At 34.8% G+C, this 18420-nt stretch carries 18 protein-coding genes; 8 read left to right on the forward strand and 10 right to left on the reverse strand.

Annotated elements, in window-relative coordinates; translation table 11 throughout:
* Positions 1–76 precede the first annotated feature (76 nt).
* The 3 genes from ABEG63_RS20530 to prmC all read left to right on the forward strand — a co-directional run bounded on the left by ABEG63_RS20530 (position 77) and on the right by prmC (position 2426).
* A complete protein-coding gene (locus ABEG63_RS20530; RefSeq protein ID WP_267406774.1) occupies positions 77–688 on the forward strand; it encodes an L-threonylcarbamoyladenylate synthase in 612 nt (203 codons plus the stop codon).
* A 109-nt stretch (positions 689–797) separates the two neighbouring features.
* On the forward strand, positions 798–1556 hold the full coding sequence (gene yaaA, locus ABEG63_RS20535; RefSeq protein WP_346587250.1) for a peroxide stress protein YaaA: 759 nt from the start codon (positions 798–800) through the stop codon (positions 1554–1556).
* Entirely contained in the window at positions 1557–2426 is an 870-nt protein-coding gene (prmC, locus tag ABEG63_RS20540) for a peptide chain release factor N(5)-glutamine methyltransferase (RefSeq protein ID WP_346587252.1), read from the forward strand.
* Positions 2427–2445: 19 nt separating this feature from the next.
* Here the strand turns inward: prmC and rhaM are convergent, their stop codons facing one another.
* Positions 2446–2763, reverse strand: coding sequence for an L-rhamnose mutarotase (gene rhaM / locus ABEG63_RS20545; RefSeq protein WP_346587254.1), 318 nt, complete (start codon positions 2761–2763; stop codon positions 2446–2448).
* A gap of 359 nt (positions 2764–3122) precedes the next feature.
* Here rhaM and ABEG63_RS20550 point away from each other — a divergent pair, with 359 nt between their 5' ends.
* Positions 3123–5624, forward strand: coding sequence for a T9SS type A sorting domain-containing protein (locus ABEG63_RS20550; RefSeq protein WP_346587255.1), 2502 nt, complete (start codon positions 3123–3125; stop codon positions 5622–5624).
* A 125-nt stretch (positions 5625–5749) separates the two neighbouring features.
* Here ABEG63_RS20550 and ABEG63_RS20555 read toward each other — a convergent pair whose 3' ends face one another.
* From ABEG63_RS20555 to ABEG63_RS20570, 4 genes are read right to left on the reverse strand one after another with little or no spacing between them, the layout of a single operon-like run.
* Positions 5750–6391, reverse strand: coding sequence for a rhomboid family intramembrane serine protease (locus ABEG63_RS20555; RefSeq protein ID WP_312392553.1), 642 nt, complete (start codon positions 6389–6391; stop codon positions 5750–5752).
* 8 nt (positions 6392–6399) lie between these two features.
* A complete protein-coding gene (locus ABEG63_RS20560; RefSeq protein ID WP_346587270.1) occupies positions 6400–8982 on the reverse strand; it encodes a DNA gyrase/topoisomerase IV subunit A in 2583 nt (860 codons plus the stop codon).
* Between the two features lie 10 nt (positions 8983–8992).
* Positions 8993–9469, reverse strand: a complete 477-nt coding sequence (locus ABEG63_RS20565) for a hypothetical protein (protein ID WP_346587257.1) — start codon at positions 9467–9469, stop codon at positions 8993–8995.
* A gap of 58 nt (positions 9470–9527) precedes the next feature.
* Positions 9528–11417: a DNA topoisomerase IV subunit B gene (locus tag ABEG63_RS20570; RefSeq protein ID WP_346587259.1), complete on the reverse strand. Its 1890-nt coding sequence runs from the start codon at positions 11415–11417 to the stop codon at positions 9528–9530.
* A 267-nt stretch (positions 11418–11684) separates the two neighbouring features.
* Between ABEG63_RS20570 and ABEG63_RS20575 the strand changes: the two genes are divergently transcribed.
* Positions 11685–12833, forward strand: a complete 1149-nt coding sequence (locus ABEG63_RS20575; RefSeq protein WP_346587260.1) for a methionine aminotransferase — start codon at positions 11685–11687, stop codon at positions 12831–12833.
* A 200-nt stretch (positions 12834–13033) separates the two neighbouring features.
* Here ABEG63_RS20575 and ABEG63_RS20580 read toward each other — a convergent pair whose 3' ends face one another.
* Both ABEG63_RS20580 and ABEG63_RS20585 read right to left on the reverse strand, forming a co-directional pair.
* Positions 13034–13798 carry an SDR family oxidoreductase gene (locus tag ABEG63_RS20580; protein ID WP_346587261.1) on the reverse strand — a complete coding sequence of 255 codons (765 nt, stop codon included), beginning with the start codon at positions 13796–13798 and terminating at the stop codon, positions 13034–13036.
* 87 nt (positions 13799–13885) lie between these two features.
* Complete coding sequence (locus ABEG63_RS20585; RefSeq protein ID WP_346587263.1) at positions 13886–14833, reverse strand: helix-turn-helix transcriptional regulator; 948 nt, start codon at positions 14831–14833, stop codon at positions 13886–13888.
* 158 nt (positions 14834–14991) lie between these two features.
* Between ABEG63_RS20585 and ABEG63_RS20590 the strand changes: the two genes are divergently transcribed.
* The 3 genes from ABEG63_RS20590 to ABEG63_RS20600 are packed head-to-tail and all read left to right on the forward strand — an operon-like array spanning position 14992 to position 15580.
* Positions 14992–15186: a hypothetical protein gene (locus ABEG63_RS20590; protein ID WP_267406797.1), complete on the forward strand. Its 195-nt coding sequence runs from the start codon at positions 14992–14994 to the stop codon at positions 15184–15186.
* Positions 15187–15224: 38 nt separating this feature from the next.
* Positions 15225–15386, forward strand: a complete 162-nt coding sequence (locus tag ABEG63_RS20595; RefSeq protein WP_267406798.1) for a hypothetical protein — start codon at positions 15225–15227, stop codon at positions 15384–15386.
* A 26-nt stretch (positions 15387–15412) separates the two neighbouring features.
* Positions 15413–15580 (forward strand): hypothetical protein, encoded by a 168-nt coding sequence (locus ABEG63_RS20600; RefSeq protein WP_267406800.1) that lies wholly within the window; start codon positions 15413–15415, stop codon positions 15578–15580.
* Positions 15581–15694: 114 nt separating this feature from the next.
* On the opposite strand, the gene ychF is transcribed toward ABEG63_RS20600, so the two are convergent.
* The 3 genes from ychF to ABEG63_RS20615 form a co-directional block, all read right to left on the reverse strand.
* The gene (gene ychF, locus ABEG63_RS20605; RefSeq protein WP_267406801.1) at positions 15695–16786 is read right to left on the reverse strand and encodes a redox-regulated ATPase YchF; all 1092 of its coding nucleotides are present in this window, start codon (positions 16784–16786) and stop codon (positions 15695–15697) included.
* A 215-nt stretch (positions 16787–17001) separates the two neighbouring features.
* Complete coding sequence (locus ABEG63_RS20610; RefSeq protein WP_346587265.1) at positions 17002–17190, reverse strand: hypothetical protein; 189 nt, start codon at positions 17188–17190, stop codon at positions 17002–17004.
* 360 nt (positions 17191–17550) lie between these two features.
* Complete coding sequence (locus ABEG63_RS20615) at positions 17551–18102, reverse strand: ferritin (RefSeq protein WP_267406805.1); 552 nt, start codon at positions 18100–18102, stop codon at positions 17551–17553.
* Positions 18103–18420: the final 318 nt, after the last annotated feature.

An 18420-nucleotide genomic window follows, 5' to 3' on the forward strand; every position in this document is an offset into this window, starting at 1 on the left:
TTTTTTACAAATCCTAATTTTTCTTTTAAATAAAGGACTTTTATGAAAACTATTTTAATATTCGTATCTTTGTGCTATGGCAAAAATATTGAAAATTTATCCTGACAACCCACAGGAAAACCTTATCAATGAGGTTATTAAAACTTTAAACAATGGCGGATTAATTATTTATCCGTCTGATACAGTTTATGCGTTAGGTTGTAATATTTTTGACATAAAAGCCATGGAAAAGTTGGCTCAGATGAAAAAAATTAAGCTCGAGAAGGCGCAATTCTCTATTATTTGTAATGATTTGAGTCACCTTTCAGACTTTACAAGACCTGTTGACACTTCTGTTTTCAGATTTTTAAAGAGTCATCTCCCGGGGCCTTTCACCTTTATTATGGAAGCCAACAAAAGTTTGCCTTTAGCTTATAAAGGTCACAAAACAATTGGTATTCGTGTTCCGGATCACTCGATTCCGCAGCTTATTGTTGAAAAATTAGGGCATCCTATTGCATCCACTTCCATTAAAGATGATGATGAAGTTTTGGAATATTCTACCGACCCCGAACTGATTGCTGAAAAATATGACCACTTGGTGGATATCGTGATCGATTCAGGATATGGAGATAATATGGCTTCCACAATCGTAGACCTTACTTCTGGGGAACCTGAAATTATCCGACAAGGAAAAGGGATTATTTAGTTGATAGTTGATAGTTGATAGTTGATAGTTGATAGTTGATAGTTCAAAATTAAACAATCAAAAATTCAATACCGTCCCATCACAATATTTTTAAATTTTTATTTTTTTCATGAAAATAGTAACATCTCCTGCGAAATTAATGAACGTAGAAAATTCAACAGATCTTTTGAAAACAACAACTCCGAAATTCATTGAGCAAGCAGAATATATTCAAACCTACTTAAAAGAAAAATCACCAAAATATCTTTCCGAATTAATGGAGATTTCGCCGAAATTAGCAGACGAAAACTGGGAAAGAAACCAAAACTGGAAATCTAAACCTACTGCAAAAGAATCAGCTCCGGCAATGTACGCCTTTACCGGAGAGGTTTACAGAGGTTTGGATGCAAAAACGTTAGATCAAAACGCAGTAGATTATCTTCAAAAAAATTACAGAATGCTTTCCGGATTATATGGTTTACTGAAGCCATCTGATAAAGTGATGCTTTACCGCCTTGAAATGGGAAGACCCTTCCAATTTGATAAATACAAAAATCTGTATGAATTCTGGAAAGAAAAAATTACCGAGCAGCTTAATTCCGAAATGAAGAAAAATGAAATTCTTTTAAATCTCGGAAGTAATGAATATTTTAAAGTGATTGATCGTAAGAAACTCAACCACACCGTTATTGATTTTGATTTTTATGAATTAAGAGAAGGAAAGCTGAAAACTATCGTTGTCTACACAAAGCACGCGAGAGGTTTGGTTGTAAGATATTGTGCAGAAAATAATGCTCAGACATTAGACGACGTAAAAGCTTTCAATTATGAAGGATACAGAATTGACGAGGAAAAATCGACAGATACTAAACTGGTTTTTACAAGATAAATGACGATTTCAGAACTTAAAAAATATTTTTCAGAAAATCTGAAAGAAATCTACACTGAATCTGAAAGTGGATTTATCTTTCAGGGTTTTGCGGAACATATTCTGGCTATCAATAGCATTCAGCTAAGACAGTTGGCGGATCAGGAAATTAATTTGGAGAATGAAGAAAAATTCCTTCATATTATTTCAGAATTACAAACAGGAAAACCCTATTTACAGATTTTAGGCGAAACTGAATTCTACGGAATGAAGTTTTTTGTGGATGAAAACGTTTTGATCCCCCGCCCTGAAACAGAGGAATTGTTGGAATTAGCAATACAAAAAATAAAAACTTCGGAAAATTATCAAACGCTAAGACTCTCAAACGCTCCCATTAAAATCCTCGACATCGGCACAGGAAGCGGTGTTATTCCTTTGGTTTTAAAAAAATATTTTCCAAAAGCAGAAGTTACTTCTATTGATTTTTCAGAAAAAGCATTGGAAACGGCGAAAAGAAATGCAGCATTTCATCAACTTGAAGTTAATTTCATCCATGCAGATTATCTGAATGATGACCTGAATGAAAATTTTGATGTCATCATTTCCAATCCACCATATATTGGCATTGATGAAGAAGAGGAAATCGCAGATTCAGTAAAGGAATTTGAGCCGAAGATGGCACTCTTCTCTCCTACTTCCGATACCTTAATTTTTTATAGGAAAATTGCAAATGATGCTGAAAAATTTCTAAATAAAAATGGATTATTATTTCTGGAAATAAACCAAAAATTAGGCTCGGAAACCGCTGATCTTTATACCGAAAAGCTCGCAGAAGTTCAGTTAATTAAAGATTTATCTGAAAATGATCGATTTATTTTTGGTCTGAAATAAATCGATCATTCATTTGCTTTTAATCTAAATGAAAAACTTCCTGCAGAAGAATAGTTTTTGGTGAATAATCGGCTTTGGTTTCCATAATATCAGCCATATATTTCCACCATTGTTGAACAATTGCAGAATCACCCAAATCCTGAGAACCCGCGCCTTCAGAAATAACCTGATGGGCAAACAGAATATTGGTATCTTTATCCCAATAAATTGTGTAATCAGAAACACCTGAATCTTTTAATAGGGCTTTCAATTCCGGCCAAATCTCGCTGTGTCTTTTTTCATATTCTTCTTCAAAGCCAGGTTTTAAAAACATTTTAAAGGATATTCTTTTTTTCATATTTAATTATTTTCAGCAATCAATGTAAAGAATTATTTTGAAAAATTATAATTCTTGACTAAAGTACTATTTACTTTTTATAAAATTAATAAAAATCTAAAACGTTTATTTGTTATTTCTTATCTAAATAATCATTTTAGCAATGTAATTCAGCAGAGATATTTTAAGAAAACACGTAAGGTTATACGATTAAGGAATTTTCAATATAATCTCACAAAGCCTTTAAATAAATGATTTATAAATAAATTTAACACTAAATTCACATCAAAATGATTTATGTTAATTATTTATATATATTTGTGTGTAATCGATTACATTTTATCAAATTAACTTCAAAACTAAACTAATTTTATCTAATCATGAAAAATACACTATCTTTTTTCGTGCTTATATTCGGTAGTATTCTACTGAAAGCACAGGTGACAATTACCCAAGCAACGGGCTGGCTGGAAACAGCTTATGTAAAATGGAATCCTGTAAATGGAGCCGACAGTTATAAAGTATATTATTCAGGAAATGGCGTAACTGACAAAATTATTGATAATCAACTCATACGAAGTTACGGTTCCTATTTCAGAGCGGATATTCTGGGATTGAGCCCTGGCAATTACACCATAAAAGTTGTTCCGGTAACGAATAATATTGAAGGAGCGGCAACTGTTTCAAATTCTGTCACTGTACTTCCACAAGACAGAACGGGTTTTGCCCACAGCAATGGAAGAATTCCGGGGGCTTATAATATGGATGGAACGTTAAAAGCCAATGCCGTAGTAATTTATGTGACTCAAAATACAAAAAACACGGTTTCTCTCAATGTAACGGGAGCCAATTCAAACCCTTGTGTTGGTCTTCAAACCATCTTGGATGGATTCAAAAAAGGAAATGATACCCGCCCTTTAGCCGTAAGATTTATAGGAAATATCACAGACCCCAATTACTTATTAAATGGTGACATCGTGGTAGAAAATAAAAATATTGCAGCAAGTTCAATCACCTTGGAAGGTGTCGGATCTGATGCTGTGGCCAACGGATGGGGAATCAGGCTTAAAAATGCGACTAATATCGAGGTGAGAAACCTTGGTTTCATGCTTACCGATGCGGCAGAAGGTGACAACCTGAGTTTACAGCAAAACAACAGTTATGTTTGGGCTCACAATTGTGATCTTTTTTACGGAAAACCGGGCGGTGATGCCGATCAGGCAAAAGGAGACGGCGCTTTAGATGCTAAAAAATCTACGTATGTCACTTTTTCTTACAATCATTTTTGGGACAATGGAAAAAGCTGTCTTTTGGGTTTAAGCGAAGGCACAACTTCAGGATTGTATATTACCTATCACCATAATTGGTTTGATCATTCTGATTCCAGGCATCCAAGAGTGAGATATTATTCGGCGCATGTTTACAATAATTACTATGACGGAAATTCCAAATATGGTGTGGGTTCTACGATGGGTTCTTCTGTTTTTGTGGAAGGAAATTATTTCAGAAACTGTAAATATCCGATGCTAACCTCAAAACAGGGAACAGATGTGGCGAACGGCTCAACAGGAACTTTTTCTGGTGAAAACGGTGGTGTGGTAAAGGCTTTCAATAATTACATGATTGGTCAGAATGCTTTTATTCCTTACAATGTAAGTTCAGCTGCAAGTCATTTTGATGCGTATGTGGCTTCCGCTAGAAATGAAGTATTAGGAACTTCTGTTAAGGCACTTCAAGGCAACGGAAATTATAATAATTTTGACACAGATGCTTCACTTTATGTTAATTCTTTAGTTCCGGATTCTCCCACCATGGCAAGAGATAAAACCATGCAATATTCGGGAAGAGTTTCGGGTGGCGATATCAATTGGACTTTCAGTAACGCCAATGATGATACTTCCGATGCTGTGAATACAGGTTTAATGGCCGTTTTACAAGGATATACTTCTTCTCTTGTATCGGTTCAGGGTGAAACATCGGCTACGGTAAGTTCTCAGACATTAACGATTGCTTCCAACAACGAGCAAAACGTAAGCTCAGGAAGCGCCATCTCTCCAATGATCTTCACCTGGGGAGGAACTGCAACCGATGCTAATGTGACAGGACTTCCGGCTTCAGGAATCAGTTTCGTGAAAAATTCAGCTAATAAAACCATTACTGTTTCAGGAATTCCGACAGCTGATGTTGACTTTACCATCACAACAACCGGAAGTTCAGGAAATCCTGTTTCGGGAACGGGAAGTATTACGGTAACATCTACAGGGACGAATCCTCAAGGAAATGAAATTCATAATTTTACAGCTTCCAATCTCAGCAGTTCATTCTACAGCTTTACTTCAGCTAATATGAATTCCACAGATGGTTCTGCAAATTATGACGGTTTAACTTTAACCAAAAGATTAAAAATAGAATCATCGACAGCTATTAATTTTACAACGACAGCTTCTTCAGCTTTGACTTTGGTTTTTGACCCAACATTCAGCGGAACCATAAAAGTAGATAATGTGTCTTACACGGCTTCATCAGGTATTGTGAATATTCCTAATCTCAATGCAGGAAACCACTCAATCACTAAAGGAAGCGTTGCCAATTTATTCTATATTAAAATTCAATACGCATCATCTATCGTTTTAGCGACAAAAGAAAATTCTGTGGAAAAGGTTAAAATTTACCCTAACCCCGTGGAAACTTTCTTCACAATTTCCACTTTAGGGAAAGAAGATATTGAACAGATCAGTATCAGCAATTCAATGGGAGAAACAATGAAAAACATCAAAGGAAATACAAAAATTATCAGCATGGAAGGTATGATGAGCGGAATTTATTTCCTTCAGATTAAAACTAACAAAGGAATTATTCAGCAAAAAATTATTAAAAAATAAGCTTCATATCTAAATTTAAACTTCATAACCGTCTCAGATTTTGGGGCGGTTTTTTATTTAAATTAAAACACAAAAAAACCAATGCCTAAGACATTGGTTCGTATTTTTTCAATTAAATATTTGTTTTATCTAATTTTTTTCTTAACGAAAATCTGATAGCCTAAATAAATTAAAGGAAGTGACATTACTCCTAAGTAATAAAGATTGCTTAAAGCCACTTGCGGATGTAACGCGATAGAATATACAAGTCCGAAAAATGCACCTCCTAAATGTGCAGAATGTCCTAAATTATCCCATTGTTTAGGATTTAACATCATATAAACAGAATATCCGAAGTATAAAGTTCCGAAGATCCAGCCTGGCAAAAAATTCACGCTGATATCATTCGGAGCCATTGCAATAGCTGCAAAAATAATTCCTGAAACAGCTCCAGAAGCTCCAATCGCAGAATACCACGGCTGATTTTTATAAATTAATAGGCTGAATAGATTTCCTAAAATCATCGAACCAAAATAAAGTACCAAAAATCCTATATTTCCAAAAAACATGATGACAATGCTTTGAAAAAGGTATAATGATAACATATTAAAGAATAGATGCATAAAATCAGCATGTAAAAACGCGGAGCTTATCAATCTTATATATTCTTTTCTACTCGTAATAGCACTTACATTAAATTTATACTTTTCGAATAAACTCGCATTATTAAGCCCCATATAACTGATGATACAGGTAACGGCTATGACTATTAAAACAATTGGACTCATAATCTTATTTAATTTTCAGGATTTTCATCACTTTGAAACAAATCTCCTATCATTCCTCCATCTTCTTCACCTTCAATACGTTCCGGCTCTTCATACACTTCCGGTTCCTCCTCTTCAGGTTCAGGAATTGTAATATTAATAGCTTTCACTTTAAATTTAGTAAACTGATTACCAATGGCTTTAATTCCTTTTACGGTAATAAATTCATCAATATGTACCGTTTCAGGATCGCGGTCTTTTCCTTTATCTTTAGCGAAAATAATTTCCGCAGAAGCACCATTCGTTACAATTACATTTTCAATAAATGATTTGGAATGTTCCGACGGCATAAAGGTCTGAACGTTTGGCGTATTTTCGAATAAGAACCTCTTAATGAAGTAAATATCTTTTTCACCATCATAATAAATACAGGTCACCGGCTGATCTGGGCGCCATTTTTCAAGCACTAAATATTCATCGTCAAAACGGTTTCCAAGATCAAAAGAAACGAGTTTTGCCTCACCGTTCGTATTGATGGTTAAAATTTTATCATCCCCTTTGAAACTACCCAGCAAAGTTCCTCTTGCATCCGCATTTAGTCTCCTTACGGTATCATCAAACCAGATTCTTCTCGGCGCTAAAGTGGAAACACCTTCTTCTTTCATGTCTACTTTTTTCACCGCATATTTGGTCACCAGATTTCCTTTAGAATCACGACCTTTGATCGCTAATTCAGAGAAATCAATGTCCATTTTATTTTTTCTGATGCGCGGATTAGGTTTTAGCAAAACACTCACCGTTTCTGCCTCTCCATTCGGATTAGCTGAAAAATAAAGCGTTTCTGAGCCTTTTTTATCGGAAGCCAAAGGATAATCCGTATTTCTCGTAACCCCCGTCACCGAAAAACGTTTCATATAATAAGGTCCTTCCCTTCCTTCACGATAAATCATGTTATAGACGGTTCGCTTATCATTTTTCTTCCAAATCGCAACGTGAAGAATATCTTTTCCGATAAACGTTTTCGCTTCCACTTTTACGACTTTCATACTTCCGTCTTTCCTGAAAGTAATGATGTCATCGATATCCGAACAATCGAATAAATACTGATCTTTTTTCAAAGAAGTTCCTATAAAACCTTCTTCAAAATTGGCGTAGAATTTCTCATTCGCCACTGCAACTTTCGTCGCATCGATCGTATCAAAAATTCTAAGTTCAGTTTTTCTTTGTCTGTCTTTTCCGTATTTTTTTTGAATATTTAAATAATAATCAATCGCATACTGAATAAGATTCGCCAAATGATGTTTTACCTGCTCAATTTTACCTTCAAGCGCAGCAATATTTTCTTTAAATTTATCTAAATCGAATCTCGAAATTCTTTTAATTCTAATTTCCGTTAATTTTAAAATATCCTCTTCGGTAACCGCTCTTAAAAGATGTTTTGTATGAGGTTTTAATCCTGCATCAATGGTTTTAAGAACTTCTTCCCAGCTTTTAACCTCTTCAATATCGTGGTAAATTCTGTTTTCAATGAAAATTCTTTCCAGTGAAGAGAAATGCCAGCTTTCTTGTAGTTCGTGAAGTTCAATTTCAAGCTCTTTTTTAAGCAAAGAAACGGTGTGATCTGTATTTCTTCTAAGAATTTCAGAAACATTCAAGAACATTGGTTTATCACCAACAATTACGCACGCATTCGGAGAAATCGTCACCTGGCAATCGGTAAACGCGTATAAAGCATCAATCGTTTTATCCGGCGAAGCATCATTAGGAAGGTGAATTAAAATCTCAACCTTATCTGAAGTATTATCTTCAATTTTTTTGATCTTGATTTTTCCTTTTTCATTGGCTTTCAACACAGAATCAATAAGATCTCCCGTATTTTTAGAAAAAGGAAGTTCTGTGATCATTAAGGTATGCTTATCAACCTGCGTAATTCTCGCTCTTGCTCTCACTTTCCCACCTCTATGACCGTCATTATATTCCGAAACATCGAGCATCCCCGCCGTAAGGAAATCCGGATATAAATCAAACTTTTTACCCTTTAAATGAGCAACAGAAGCATTAATTAATTCATTAAAATTATGCGGAAGAATCTTCGTGGAAAGTCCAACCCCGATTCCTTCAACTCCCTGAGCCAAAAGCAAAGGAAATTTTACCGGGAGATCGATCGGTTCGTTATTTCTGCCGTCATAAGATTTAGACCATTCCGTAGTTTTTGGGTTGAAGACCACTTCCAGCGCAAAAGGCGTCAATCTGGCTTCGATATATCTCGCCGCCGCCGCAGAATCACCCGTATAAATATTTCCCCAGTTTCCCTGAGTATCTATCAACAGTTCTTTCTGCCCGATTCCCACCATGGCATCCGTAATGGAAGCATCACCATGAGGGTGATATTTCATGGTATTTCCTACGATATTGGCAACTTTGTTATAACGTCCATCTTCCAGCTCCCGCATGGAATGCATGATTCTACGTTGAACAGGCTTGAAACCATCAAAAACCGACGGAATCGCCCTGTCTAAAATTACATAAGAGGCATAATCCAGAAACCAGTCTTTGTATAAACCGGACACCTTTTTCAAACTCTCACCTTCATGCGAGTATTCTTCTGTCATCATCTATTTTTTAACCCTTTTTCTCGTTATTTGCTTTTATAACCTTACTTAATGAGAATTTCAGATCGTTCACTTCTTTCTTCGTTAAGTACGAAATTTGATATTTTAATATCGTAGAACCGCTGTTCTTACTAGAAATTGTAATATATAACCTTTTTACAAAAAATATATTGATGATATCATAGCTTATCAACTTATATTTCGGGAATTCATCATGTAGAGGCCTGTCTAAAAAAGGAATCACATTTCTGTTTTTAAAGTTCAGAGCCTCGCCATCGCTATCGTATTCAAATACCTGTCTTCCGTTTAGATAAAAGAAAACAATGAGAGCGACAGGAATAACGAGCAGCAAATAGCTTTCAACTCCTAAGACATTAAATCTGAATTCTTCCAGCAAAAACCCCGCAATGCCTACTGCCAAAATCATAAGAAGTACAGTATTGATAAAGTTATAAACCGGAGCTTTGTTGCGATTACTCAGTCTCATAATTATTAGTTTAGATTTAAAATTTGTTTCATACAGATTTATTTGTGTTTTTTTATTATTAAATTTCTTCTACTGCTTCTGTAAGCATTTCTTTGCTGTTAATATCAGGGTCTTCCACCACCAGATTTTCGAGGATGAAAGTCTGTCTGTCTGGTGTATTTTTACCCATGTAGAACTCAAGAAGCTGGTCGATAGTTTGATCTTTTCCTACCACCACAGGCTCCAGACGAATATCTTTTCCGATAAAATGTTTAAATTCATCAGGAGAAATCTCACCCAAACCTTTGAATCGTGTAATTTCCGGGTTCTTTCCCAACTCGTTCAAAGCTTTAATTCGCTCCAGTTCAGAATAACAATATCTCGTTTCCTTTTTGTTTCTTACCCTGAATAAGGGGGTTTGTAAAATATAAAGATGACCATTCTTAATTAAATCCGGGAAAAACTGAAGAAAAAACGTGATCATCAACAGACGAATATGCATCCCATCGACATCGGCATCGGTTGCGATAATTATCTGATTATATCTTAAATCTTCTAAGCTTTCTTCAATATTTAAAGCAGCCTGAAGCAAGTTGAATTCTTCATTTTCATACACTACTTTTTTTGTTAAACCATAGCAGTTCAATGGCTTACCCTTCAATGAAAATACCGCCTGGGTTTCAACATCTCTTGATTTTGTGATGGATCCGGATGCAGAATCTCCCTCGGTAATGAAGATCTGGGTTTCCCCTTTTCTCTCATTTTTCTGGTCGTTGTAATGTTGTCTGCAATCACGAAGTTTTTTGTTGTGAAGAGACACTTTTTTCGCTCTTTCTCGAGCCAGTTTCTGAATTCCTGAAAGCTCTTTTCTTTCTCTTTCTGAAATTAAAATTTTACGCTGAATCGCTTCTGCAATCTCAGGATTTTTATGTAAAAAGTTGTCTAATTTACTTTTAAGGAAATCAATAATAAAAGTTCTTACCGTTGGTCCGTTGGGTCCTACGTCATTGGAACCTAATTTTGTCTTCGTCTGAGATTCGAAAACAGGTTCTTCCACATTAATGGAAACCGCTGCTACAATCGATTTTCTAACATCGGAAGCATCAAAACTTTTATTAAAAAATTCACGAATTGTTTTTACATACGCTTCACGAAAAGCATTCAAATGCGTACCTCCCTGTGTTGTATTTTGTCCGTTTACAAAAGAAAAATACGTTTCTGTTTGAGATTTATCGGTGTGCGTAATCGCTACTTCTATATCACTGTCTTTCAGGTGAATGATAGGATAAAGCGTTTCACTTTCCAACTCTTCTTCCAACAAATCTTTAAGACCATTTTCAGAGTAAAAAGTTTCACCGTTGAAAAGAATTTTCAAGCCCGGATTCAGATAAGAATAATTACGAAGCATTCTTTCGATATATTCTTTTCTGAATTTAAAATGAAGGAAAATTTCTCCATCCGGAATAAAAGAAATCTCCGTTCCATTACGGTCTGAAGTTTCTTTTTCCTCAAAATTTTCAGTGATAAGACCACGCGAAAACTCAGCAACTTTTAACCTTCCATCACGGAAAGAACGCACACGGAAATAATCAGAAAGGGCATTTACCGCCTTCGTACCGACCCCATTCAAACCTACCGATTTTTTGAAGGCTTTACTGTCGTATTTACCTCCGGTATTCATTTTAGAAACAGCGTCAACCACCTTCCCTAAAGGAATTCCACGACCAAAGTCACGAATGGTAACCTTACCATCGTCCAATTTTATTTCAATTCTTTTCCCTGATCTCATTCTGAACTCATCGATCGAGTTGTCCAGAATTTCCTTTAGCAAAATATAGATTCCGTCGTCTGCAGATGAGCCATCACCGAGCTTCCCGATGTACATACCGGGACGTAGACGAATGTGCTCCTGCCAATCGAGGGTTCTGATATTATCTTCTGAATAAGTTGGATTTATTTCTTGTGACATATGTATTTTCAGCAAACATACAAAAATACGAAAATTGTCAAAATTATCAGGTAATTTTCAAGTCAGATTTACGTAAAATTTCATTTTATTTTTCTGATTATTAATTCACCACCCGATCATATATTCTCAAATGTGAATTTTGTTTTTTCTTTAAAATCATCCTGAACAGAATAATTTATTTAAAATGTAAGGTAAGAAAATCAATATTTTTAGATTTAATTCATAAAAAATAAATTAAATTCGATGAAGTTTTAAAAACTCAGTTACATGATACAACTTCCTTTATCTAAACTTTCCAATGTCGGAACCACAATTTTCAGTCAGATGACGCAGCTTGCCAATGAAAATGAAGCAATTAATCTATCACAGGGATTTCCGGATTTTATGCCAGATTCTGAATTGCTAGATCATGTGGATCATTTCATTAAAAAAGGTTTTAATCAATATGCTCCAATGGGCGGAATGATTGGTTTGAAGGAAGAAATTGCCCGAAAAATTGAAAATTCGCATCAAGCGATTTATCATCCAGATTCCGAAATTACAGTTACCGCAGGCGGAACTCAGGCAATCTTCACTGCCATTGCCACTTTTGTGAAAAAAGATGATGAAGTGATTATTTTTGAACCTGCTTATGATTGCTACGAACCAACCGTGGAACTTTTCGGAGGAATTGTAAAACGTTTTGAAATGAAAGCTCCCGATTATGAAATAGATTGGAATATGATTAAAAGTCTGGTAACTGACAAAACAAAAATGATTATTCTGAATAATCCGAATAATCCTTCAGGAAAGATTTTAAAAGAAAATGACATTCAGGAACTTATCAATATTGTAAAAGGAACTTCAATTCTTATTTTAAGTGATGAAGTATATGAAAATATTGTTTTTGATGGAAAACAGCATTTAAGCATCTGCAAATATCCTGAATTAAAGGAAAGAAGTCTCTTAGTCGCCTCTTTTGGAAAACTTTTCCATGTCACGGGCTGGAAAGTTGGATATTGCGCTGCACCAAAAATTTTAACTGATGAGTTCAGAAAAATCCATCAATTTAATGTTTTTTCGGTGAACACGCCTATTCAGCTGGCTTTGGCTGAATACATGAAAAATGACGAACATTACAATCAGTTAAACCAATTTTTTCAGGAAAAAAGAGATTTTTTAAGAAAAGGTTTAGCTAACACATCTTTTGAATTGCTGGATTGCGAAGGAACTTATTTTCAGGCTTTAAAATATGATAAAATTTCAGATAAAAATGATTTTGATTTTGCCAGCGAACTGACAATCAACCACAAAGTTGCCAGCGTACCTTTTTCATCTTTTTATAAAAATAAACTAAATGAAAATGTGATTCGTTTATGTTTTGCGAAAAAACAGGAAACTTTGGAAAGGGCGATTGAGAATTTGGCAAAGTTGTAAATAAATCTCTCACAGATTTTGCTGATGATAAAGATGATTGAGTATAATTTTTATTAAAAAAAATCTGCGCAATCTGCAAAATCTGTGAGAGAAAAATAAAAAACTGGCAACCGAGTGATTCTTGAAGTCGCCAGTTTTAATTTTATATCATTGATTCTTAACCTCAACTACTATTAAGGCTCTCAAAATCACGCAATTTATTATAAAAACATTCCTCCGGAAGCTTCGATTCTTTGTCCATTGATCCAACGTGCATCTTCGGTACAAAGGAAAGCTACTACTCCGCCAATATCATCCGGAACACCTGCTCTTCCTAAAGCTGTATTTCCCGCCACCAAAGCATTTACATGTTCATCATCACGCGTTCTTCCGCCGCCGAAATCAGTCTCAATAGCTCCAGGCGCCACAACATTAGACTTGATTCTTCTTGCGCCTAATTCTTTAGCCTGATATTTAGTCAGCATATCGACTGCTGCTTTCATAGAACCATACACAGACGATCCCGGCAAAGCAAATCTTGCTAATCCTGAAGAAACGTTAATGATTCCGCCTTCGTTATTGATAAATGGTAAAAATTTCTGCGTTAAGAAAAACACCCCTTTAAAGTGAATATCTACTATATCATCCAACTGCTCTTCTGTAACGTTCTGAATAGGAGCGTACAAAGCAGTTCCTGCATTATTTACAAGATAATCGATATTTCTGCTTCCCGTATTTTCTTCCAGATGATCTCCCACGATTTTCACAAAAGCATCAAAACTCTTCGTATCTCTTGTATCTAATTGATAAGCAATAGCTTTTTGTCCTAAAGCCTGAATTTCTTTCACGGTAGCATCCGCTTCTTCTTTATTGCTTCGGTAGGTAATAATGATATCAAGTCCTTTTTGAGCAGTTTTTATAGCTGAATTTTTTCCTAAACCACGGCTTCCGCCAGTTATTAATGCGATTTTTGTTCTTGCGCTCATATTATTATGTTATTTAATGATACAAAGTTGGTGTATTTTTGAAAGCAAGTGTTTGCTCGAATCAATCTGAAATTTGCAAAATTCAAATCAGGTACGAAATTCTAAAGGAGCCAGGGATGTTTTCTTTTTAAAGAAATTAGAAAAGTGAGCAATCTCCTCGAAACCTAGCGCATAAGCAATTTCAGAAACGTTCCATTTTGTTTGCTTCAATAGAATTTTAGCTTCCTGAATCACTCTTTCCGCAATAATTTCGGTGGTGGTTTTGCCTGTGCTTTCTTTTATTTTTTTGTTTAAATAATTCACATGAACCGACAGTCGATCGGCATAGTCTTTGGCAGATTTCAACTGAATTCTTTGCTCTGAAGTTTCGATAGGGAATTGCCTTTCCAACAATTCTATAAACAACGAAACCACCCGCAAAGAAGCATCATTGGATGTTGACAGCTTAGAAGCAGGCTGAAGTTTTTGTCCGTAATGGATCAATTCAACCACATAATTTCTGATTAAATCATATTTAAAAATATAATCAGAATTAATTTCTTTTTTGATTTTATTGAATAATAATTGAATTTCATCGGCGAGTTCATCATCAATTTCAAAGATCGGAACATTTCCCGGCTGAAAAATAGGCAAATCCTGAAGACCATTGTGAACGCGATCTCTGATAAAAAAATCTTCTGTAAACACACAGAAATTTCCCGACTGCTGTGGATCTTCAGGAACCCAATGGTAAGGAACTTTGGGAGTGGCAAAAAGCAAAGCATTATTCTGAATCTGAATAATTTTATCTGCATACTCTGCCCTATTCTTTCCTCTTATTAAACTAATTTTATAATATTTTCTTCTATTATAAGGCATTTGGGAAGTCATCCGGATTTTTTCAATCGTTTGGGCAATATCAAAAACATTAAAATGACCAATATCTTTATGAAGACCTTTCGGGAAAATACTTTCGACATCCTTTCCCAGCTTTTTCGTCATCTCCTGATAAAAATCTTCGAGTGAAGTATGCGAAGTGTGAGCCATTTTTTCCATAACTGAACATTTGTAAAATTCAAATATACAAACTTCTAAAAATAGAATCCTGAATCTATCATTTATTATAACTATTGAAAATTTTTCTACAAATAGTGATTTACTATTGATATTTTTCTTACCTTAGTTTTAAGCTAAATTACTAAAAATCAAACACTATGAAAGATTTACTTTTAACAAAAGGAAAGAAACTCAACAAAAAGCAGTTAAAAATGATTGCAGGCGGATTACTCGACTGTATGCAGCCCATTGTCTGCACAGATCCTCCATGTGAAATTTACGGGCCAGACGACCCGAGATCTTGCTCACAAATTTCAATTGGTTGCGCACAGAAAATTTGCAGACCTCTTTAATCACTAAACTTAAGCTAAATCATTAAAATTCAACAGCTATGAAAAATCAAAATTTACAAAACGGTAAAAAATTAAACAAAAAGGAACTGAGAGTAATCACAGGCGGACTTCAGATGTGCTTAGACAGAGAAACCGGACAATGCATCGCTTACGGCGTTCGTTGTGGCGAATTTGAATGCAGATACCCTATTTTACCATAATTTAACTAAATCATAAAATTACCACTATGAAAAATCAAAACTTACCACAAGGCAAAAAGCTTAACAAAAGAGAGTTAAGAGTTATTACGGGAGGTTTGAGAGACTGTATTGATCCTCAAACCGGCGCATGTAAATTGATCTCGATCGGTTGCGCACAACTAGAATGCAGACCAGAAATAAACCCTATCGATTAATAATATTTTCAAAAAAGAATACCATTCATTAACCTGAATGGTATTTTTTATGCAAAAAACGCTCCCAAAATACATCGGAAGCGTTTTTCATTTATAACTAACTTTAATATTCTTTTATACGTTGAATCTAAAGTGCATGATGTCGCCATCTTTCACGATATATTCTTTACCTTCCACAGAAAGTTTTCCAGCTTCTTTGATTTTTACTTCAGAACCATACGTCATATAATCATCAAACTTGATAACTTCTGCACGGATGAAGCCTTTTTCGAAATCGGTGTGGATTACTCCAGCAGCCTGAGGCGCCGTCCAACCCTGCCCGATAGTCCAAGCTCTCACTTCTTTAACACCAGCTGTAAAATACGTCTGAAGCTTCAATAAATCGTAAGCCTTTCTGATCAAACGGTTTACACCCGGCTCAGTAAGACCAAGCTCTTCAAGAAAAATTTCTCTTTCTTCGAAAGTTTCCAGTTCGTTGATATCTGCTTCAATTTGTGCAGCTAAAACTACCACTTCAGCACCTTCACCTTTCGCCATTTCTTCGATCTTTCCGATCCATTCGTTTCCGTTTTTAATTGAATTTTCATCCACATTACAAACGTAAAGAACAGGCTTATTGGTCAACAACTGGACTTCTCCAATGATTGATTTTGTAAAATCATCCATTGCAAATTCTCTTGCATTTTTACCATCTTCTAAGAATTTCTGAAGATTCTGAAGTGTTTCATACGTCAAAATATCTTCTTTCTTACCTGATTTAATGAACTTTTTCGCTTTTTCAACTGCTTTTCCAACAGTTTCCAAATCTTTTAATTGAAGTTCAATATCAATAATTTCTTTATCTCTTAAAGGATCTACCGAACCTTCTACGTGAACGATATTTCCATTATCAAAACATCTCAAAACATGGATAATCGCCTCACACTCACGGATGTTAGCAAGAAACTGGTTTCCTAAACCTTCTCCTTTGCTCGCCCCTTTTACAAGACCTGCAATATCAACGATCTCTACAACCGCCGGCAAAACTCTTTCCGGTTTTACTAATTTTTCCAATTCAAACAATCTGTGATCTGGTACAGAAACTGTTCCCAAATTCGGTTCGATTGTACAGAAAGGATAGTTTGCTGACTGTGCTTTTGCGTTGCTCAGACAGTTAAAAAGAGTTGATTTACCTACATTCGGTAAGCCTACGATTCCACATTTCATAACGAAATTTTATTTTTTATTTATAGTGTTATGTAACCTTTCGGTTTCATATTGTAAAATTCTAAGTTTAAGGTTTAGCGTTTAAAGTTTAATGATGAATTGAACTTTAAACTTTCAGCGTGCAAAGATAGTGATTTTAAAGAGAGTTTCATAATAAAAAAATCTGCCAATAATTTTGATAGATTTTCAATAATATAAAAGCTGTAACAATATTATTACCAATCATTACTTTTATTTTCAATTAAATCTACTTTAAAATCTTTTATAAATGTATTAGTGAATGCTTCAGCAAAAAGTATTGCATTTTGAAATCGAACAACTCCTCTGCTATCAAAAAAATTTCCAATTGTGACAACATTTCCATTATTTGTATTGGTTAAATTTACAAAACTGGGCTTTATCATAATTTTATCATCCTTAAAATTGATTTCATATTTATTAACAACCTTCCAAACATTTGCCCCTTTCCTATTGATGAAAAGATCTTCTTTTTTATGTCCGGATAACGACGTAATTTTTAGAATTTTCGTCTTTTAATTTATAATTTGCTTCAGTTAAAATAAATTGTTGTGAAAAAGTGAAATTAATTAATAGAATTACAATCAGCAAAAATATTTTTCTCATGATTATTTTTCTGCAAATATAATCATTACTTGTATGGCCATCTTTACGGGAAACAGTAACAAATGTTGTAAAGATCTCAACAAAAAAATCTGCCAGTATTCTGACAGATTTTCAATAATTTAAATTTCACCAAACGGTTTTTATGGATTATCTCCTGTAGCTTCCTGAGCCAACGGAACACCATTTGGTGCGCTTTGTAAAGTTTTATCTAAAGTAAACAGAGATTCGTCTGTAGCTCTGTCTCCACCTGCGATTTTCAATTTATCAATCAGGTTTTGAGCCAATGTTTCTTCCTCAATCTGCTCCTGAACAAACCACTGCATGAAGTTCCATGTTGCCCAGTCTTTTTCCTCTAATGAAAGATCTACAATTTTATAAATTGCCGTCGTATTATCTACTTCATGTTTGAAAACGCCATCGAAACACTCCGTTAAATTCTGTGGATCTGCCGGCGGCGCAGGAATTGTATCAACTTTTGGCTTTCCACCGCGGTTTAGTACATATTCCATAAACTTAATTGAATGATTTCTTTCCTCCTGAGCATGTCTGTATAAAAAATTGGCAATCCCCTGATATCCTTTATCATCTGCCCAGATTCCATACGATAAAAAAACGTGTGAAGCATGAATTTCTTTGTTCATTTGGTCGCTCAATGCTTTTTCGATAGTCTCGGAAAGTCTTTTAGTATTCATAATGTATATTTTTTGTTGTGATTAATGAATACGATACAAAAATGATTCCGAGAAGTTTTTAATTTAAACAAAAGTAGAGAATATCAATTTATAATTTATTGAATGACTTTATTTTAAGTTAATAATTTATAGTTATTCTAAACTTCTTTTGCTATTCTGAATACTTTTTTATTCATTGAACTTGTTTAAACTTTTTTAGGAGCTTAATCCCGCTTTCCGCTATATCTTTTTCATTACGGCTTCCGCTTTGCTCCAGCCGCAACAAAAAAGGATGCCGCTGCAATGGTAAGTTTGCAAATAGAAAAAAATAGATATAGA

Source organism: Chryseobacterium sp. C39-AII1 (genome assembly GCF_039672645.1).
In the GTDB taxonomy this organism is placed as follows: domain Bacteria; phylum Bacteroidota; class Bacteroidia; order Flavobacteriales; family Weeksellaceae; genus Chryseobacterium.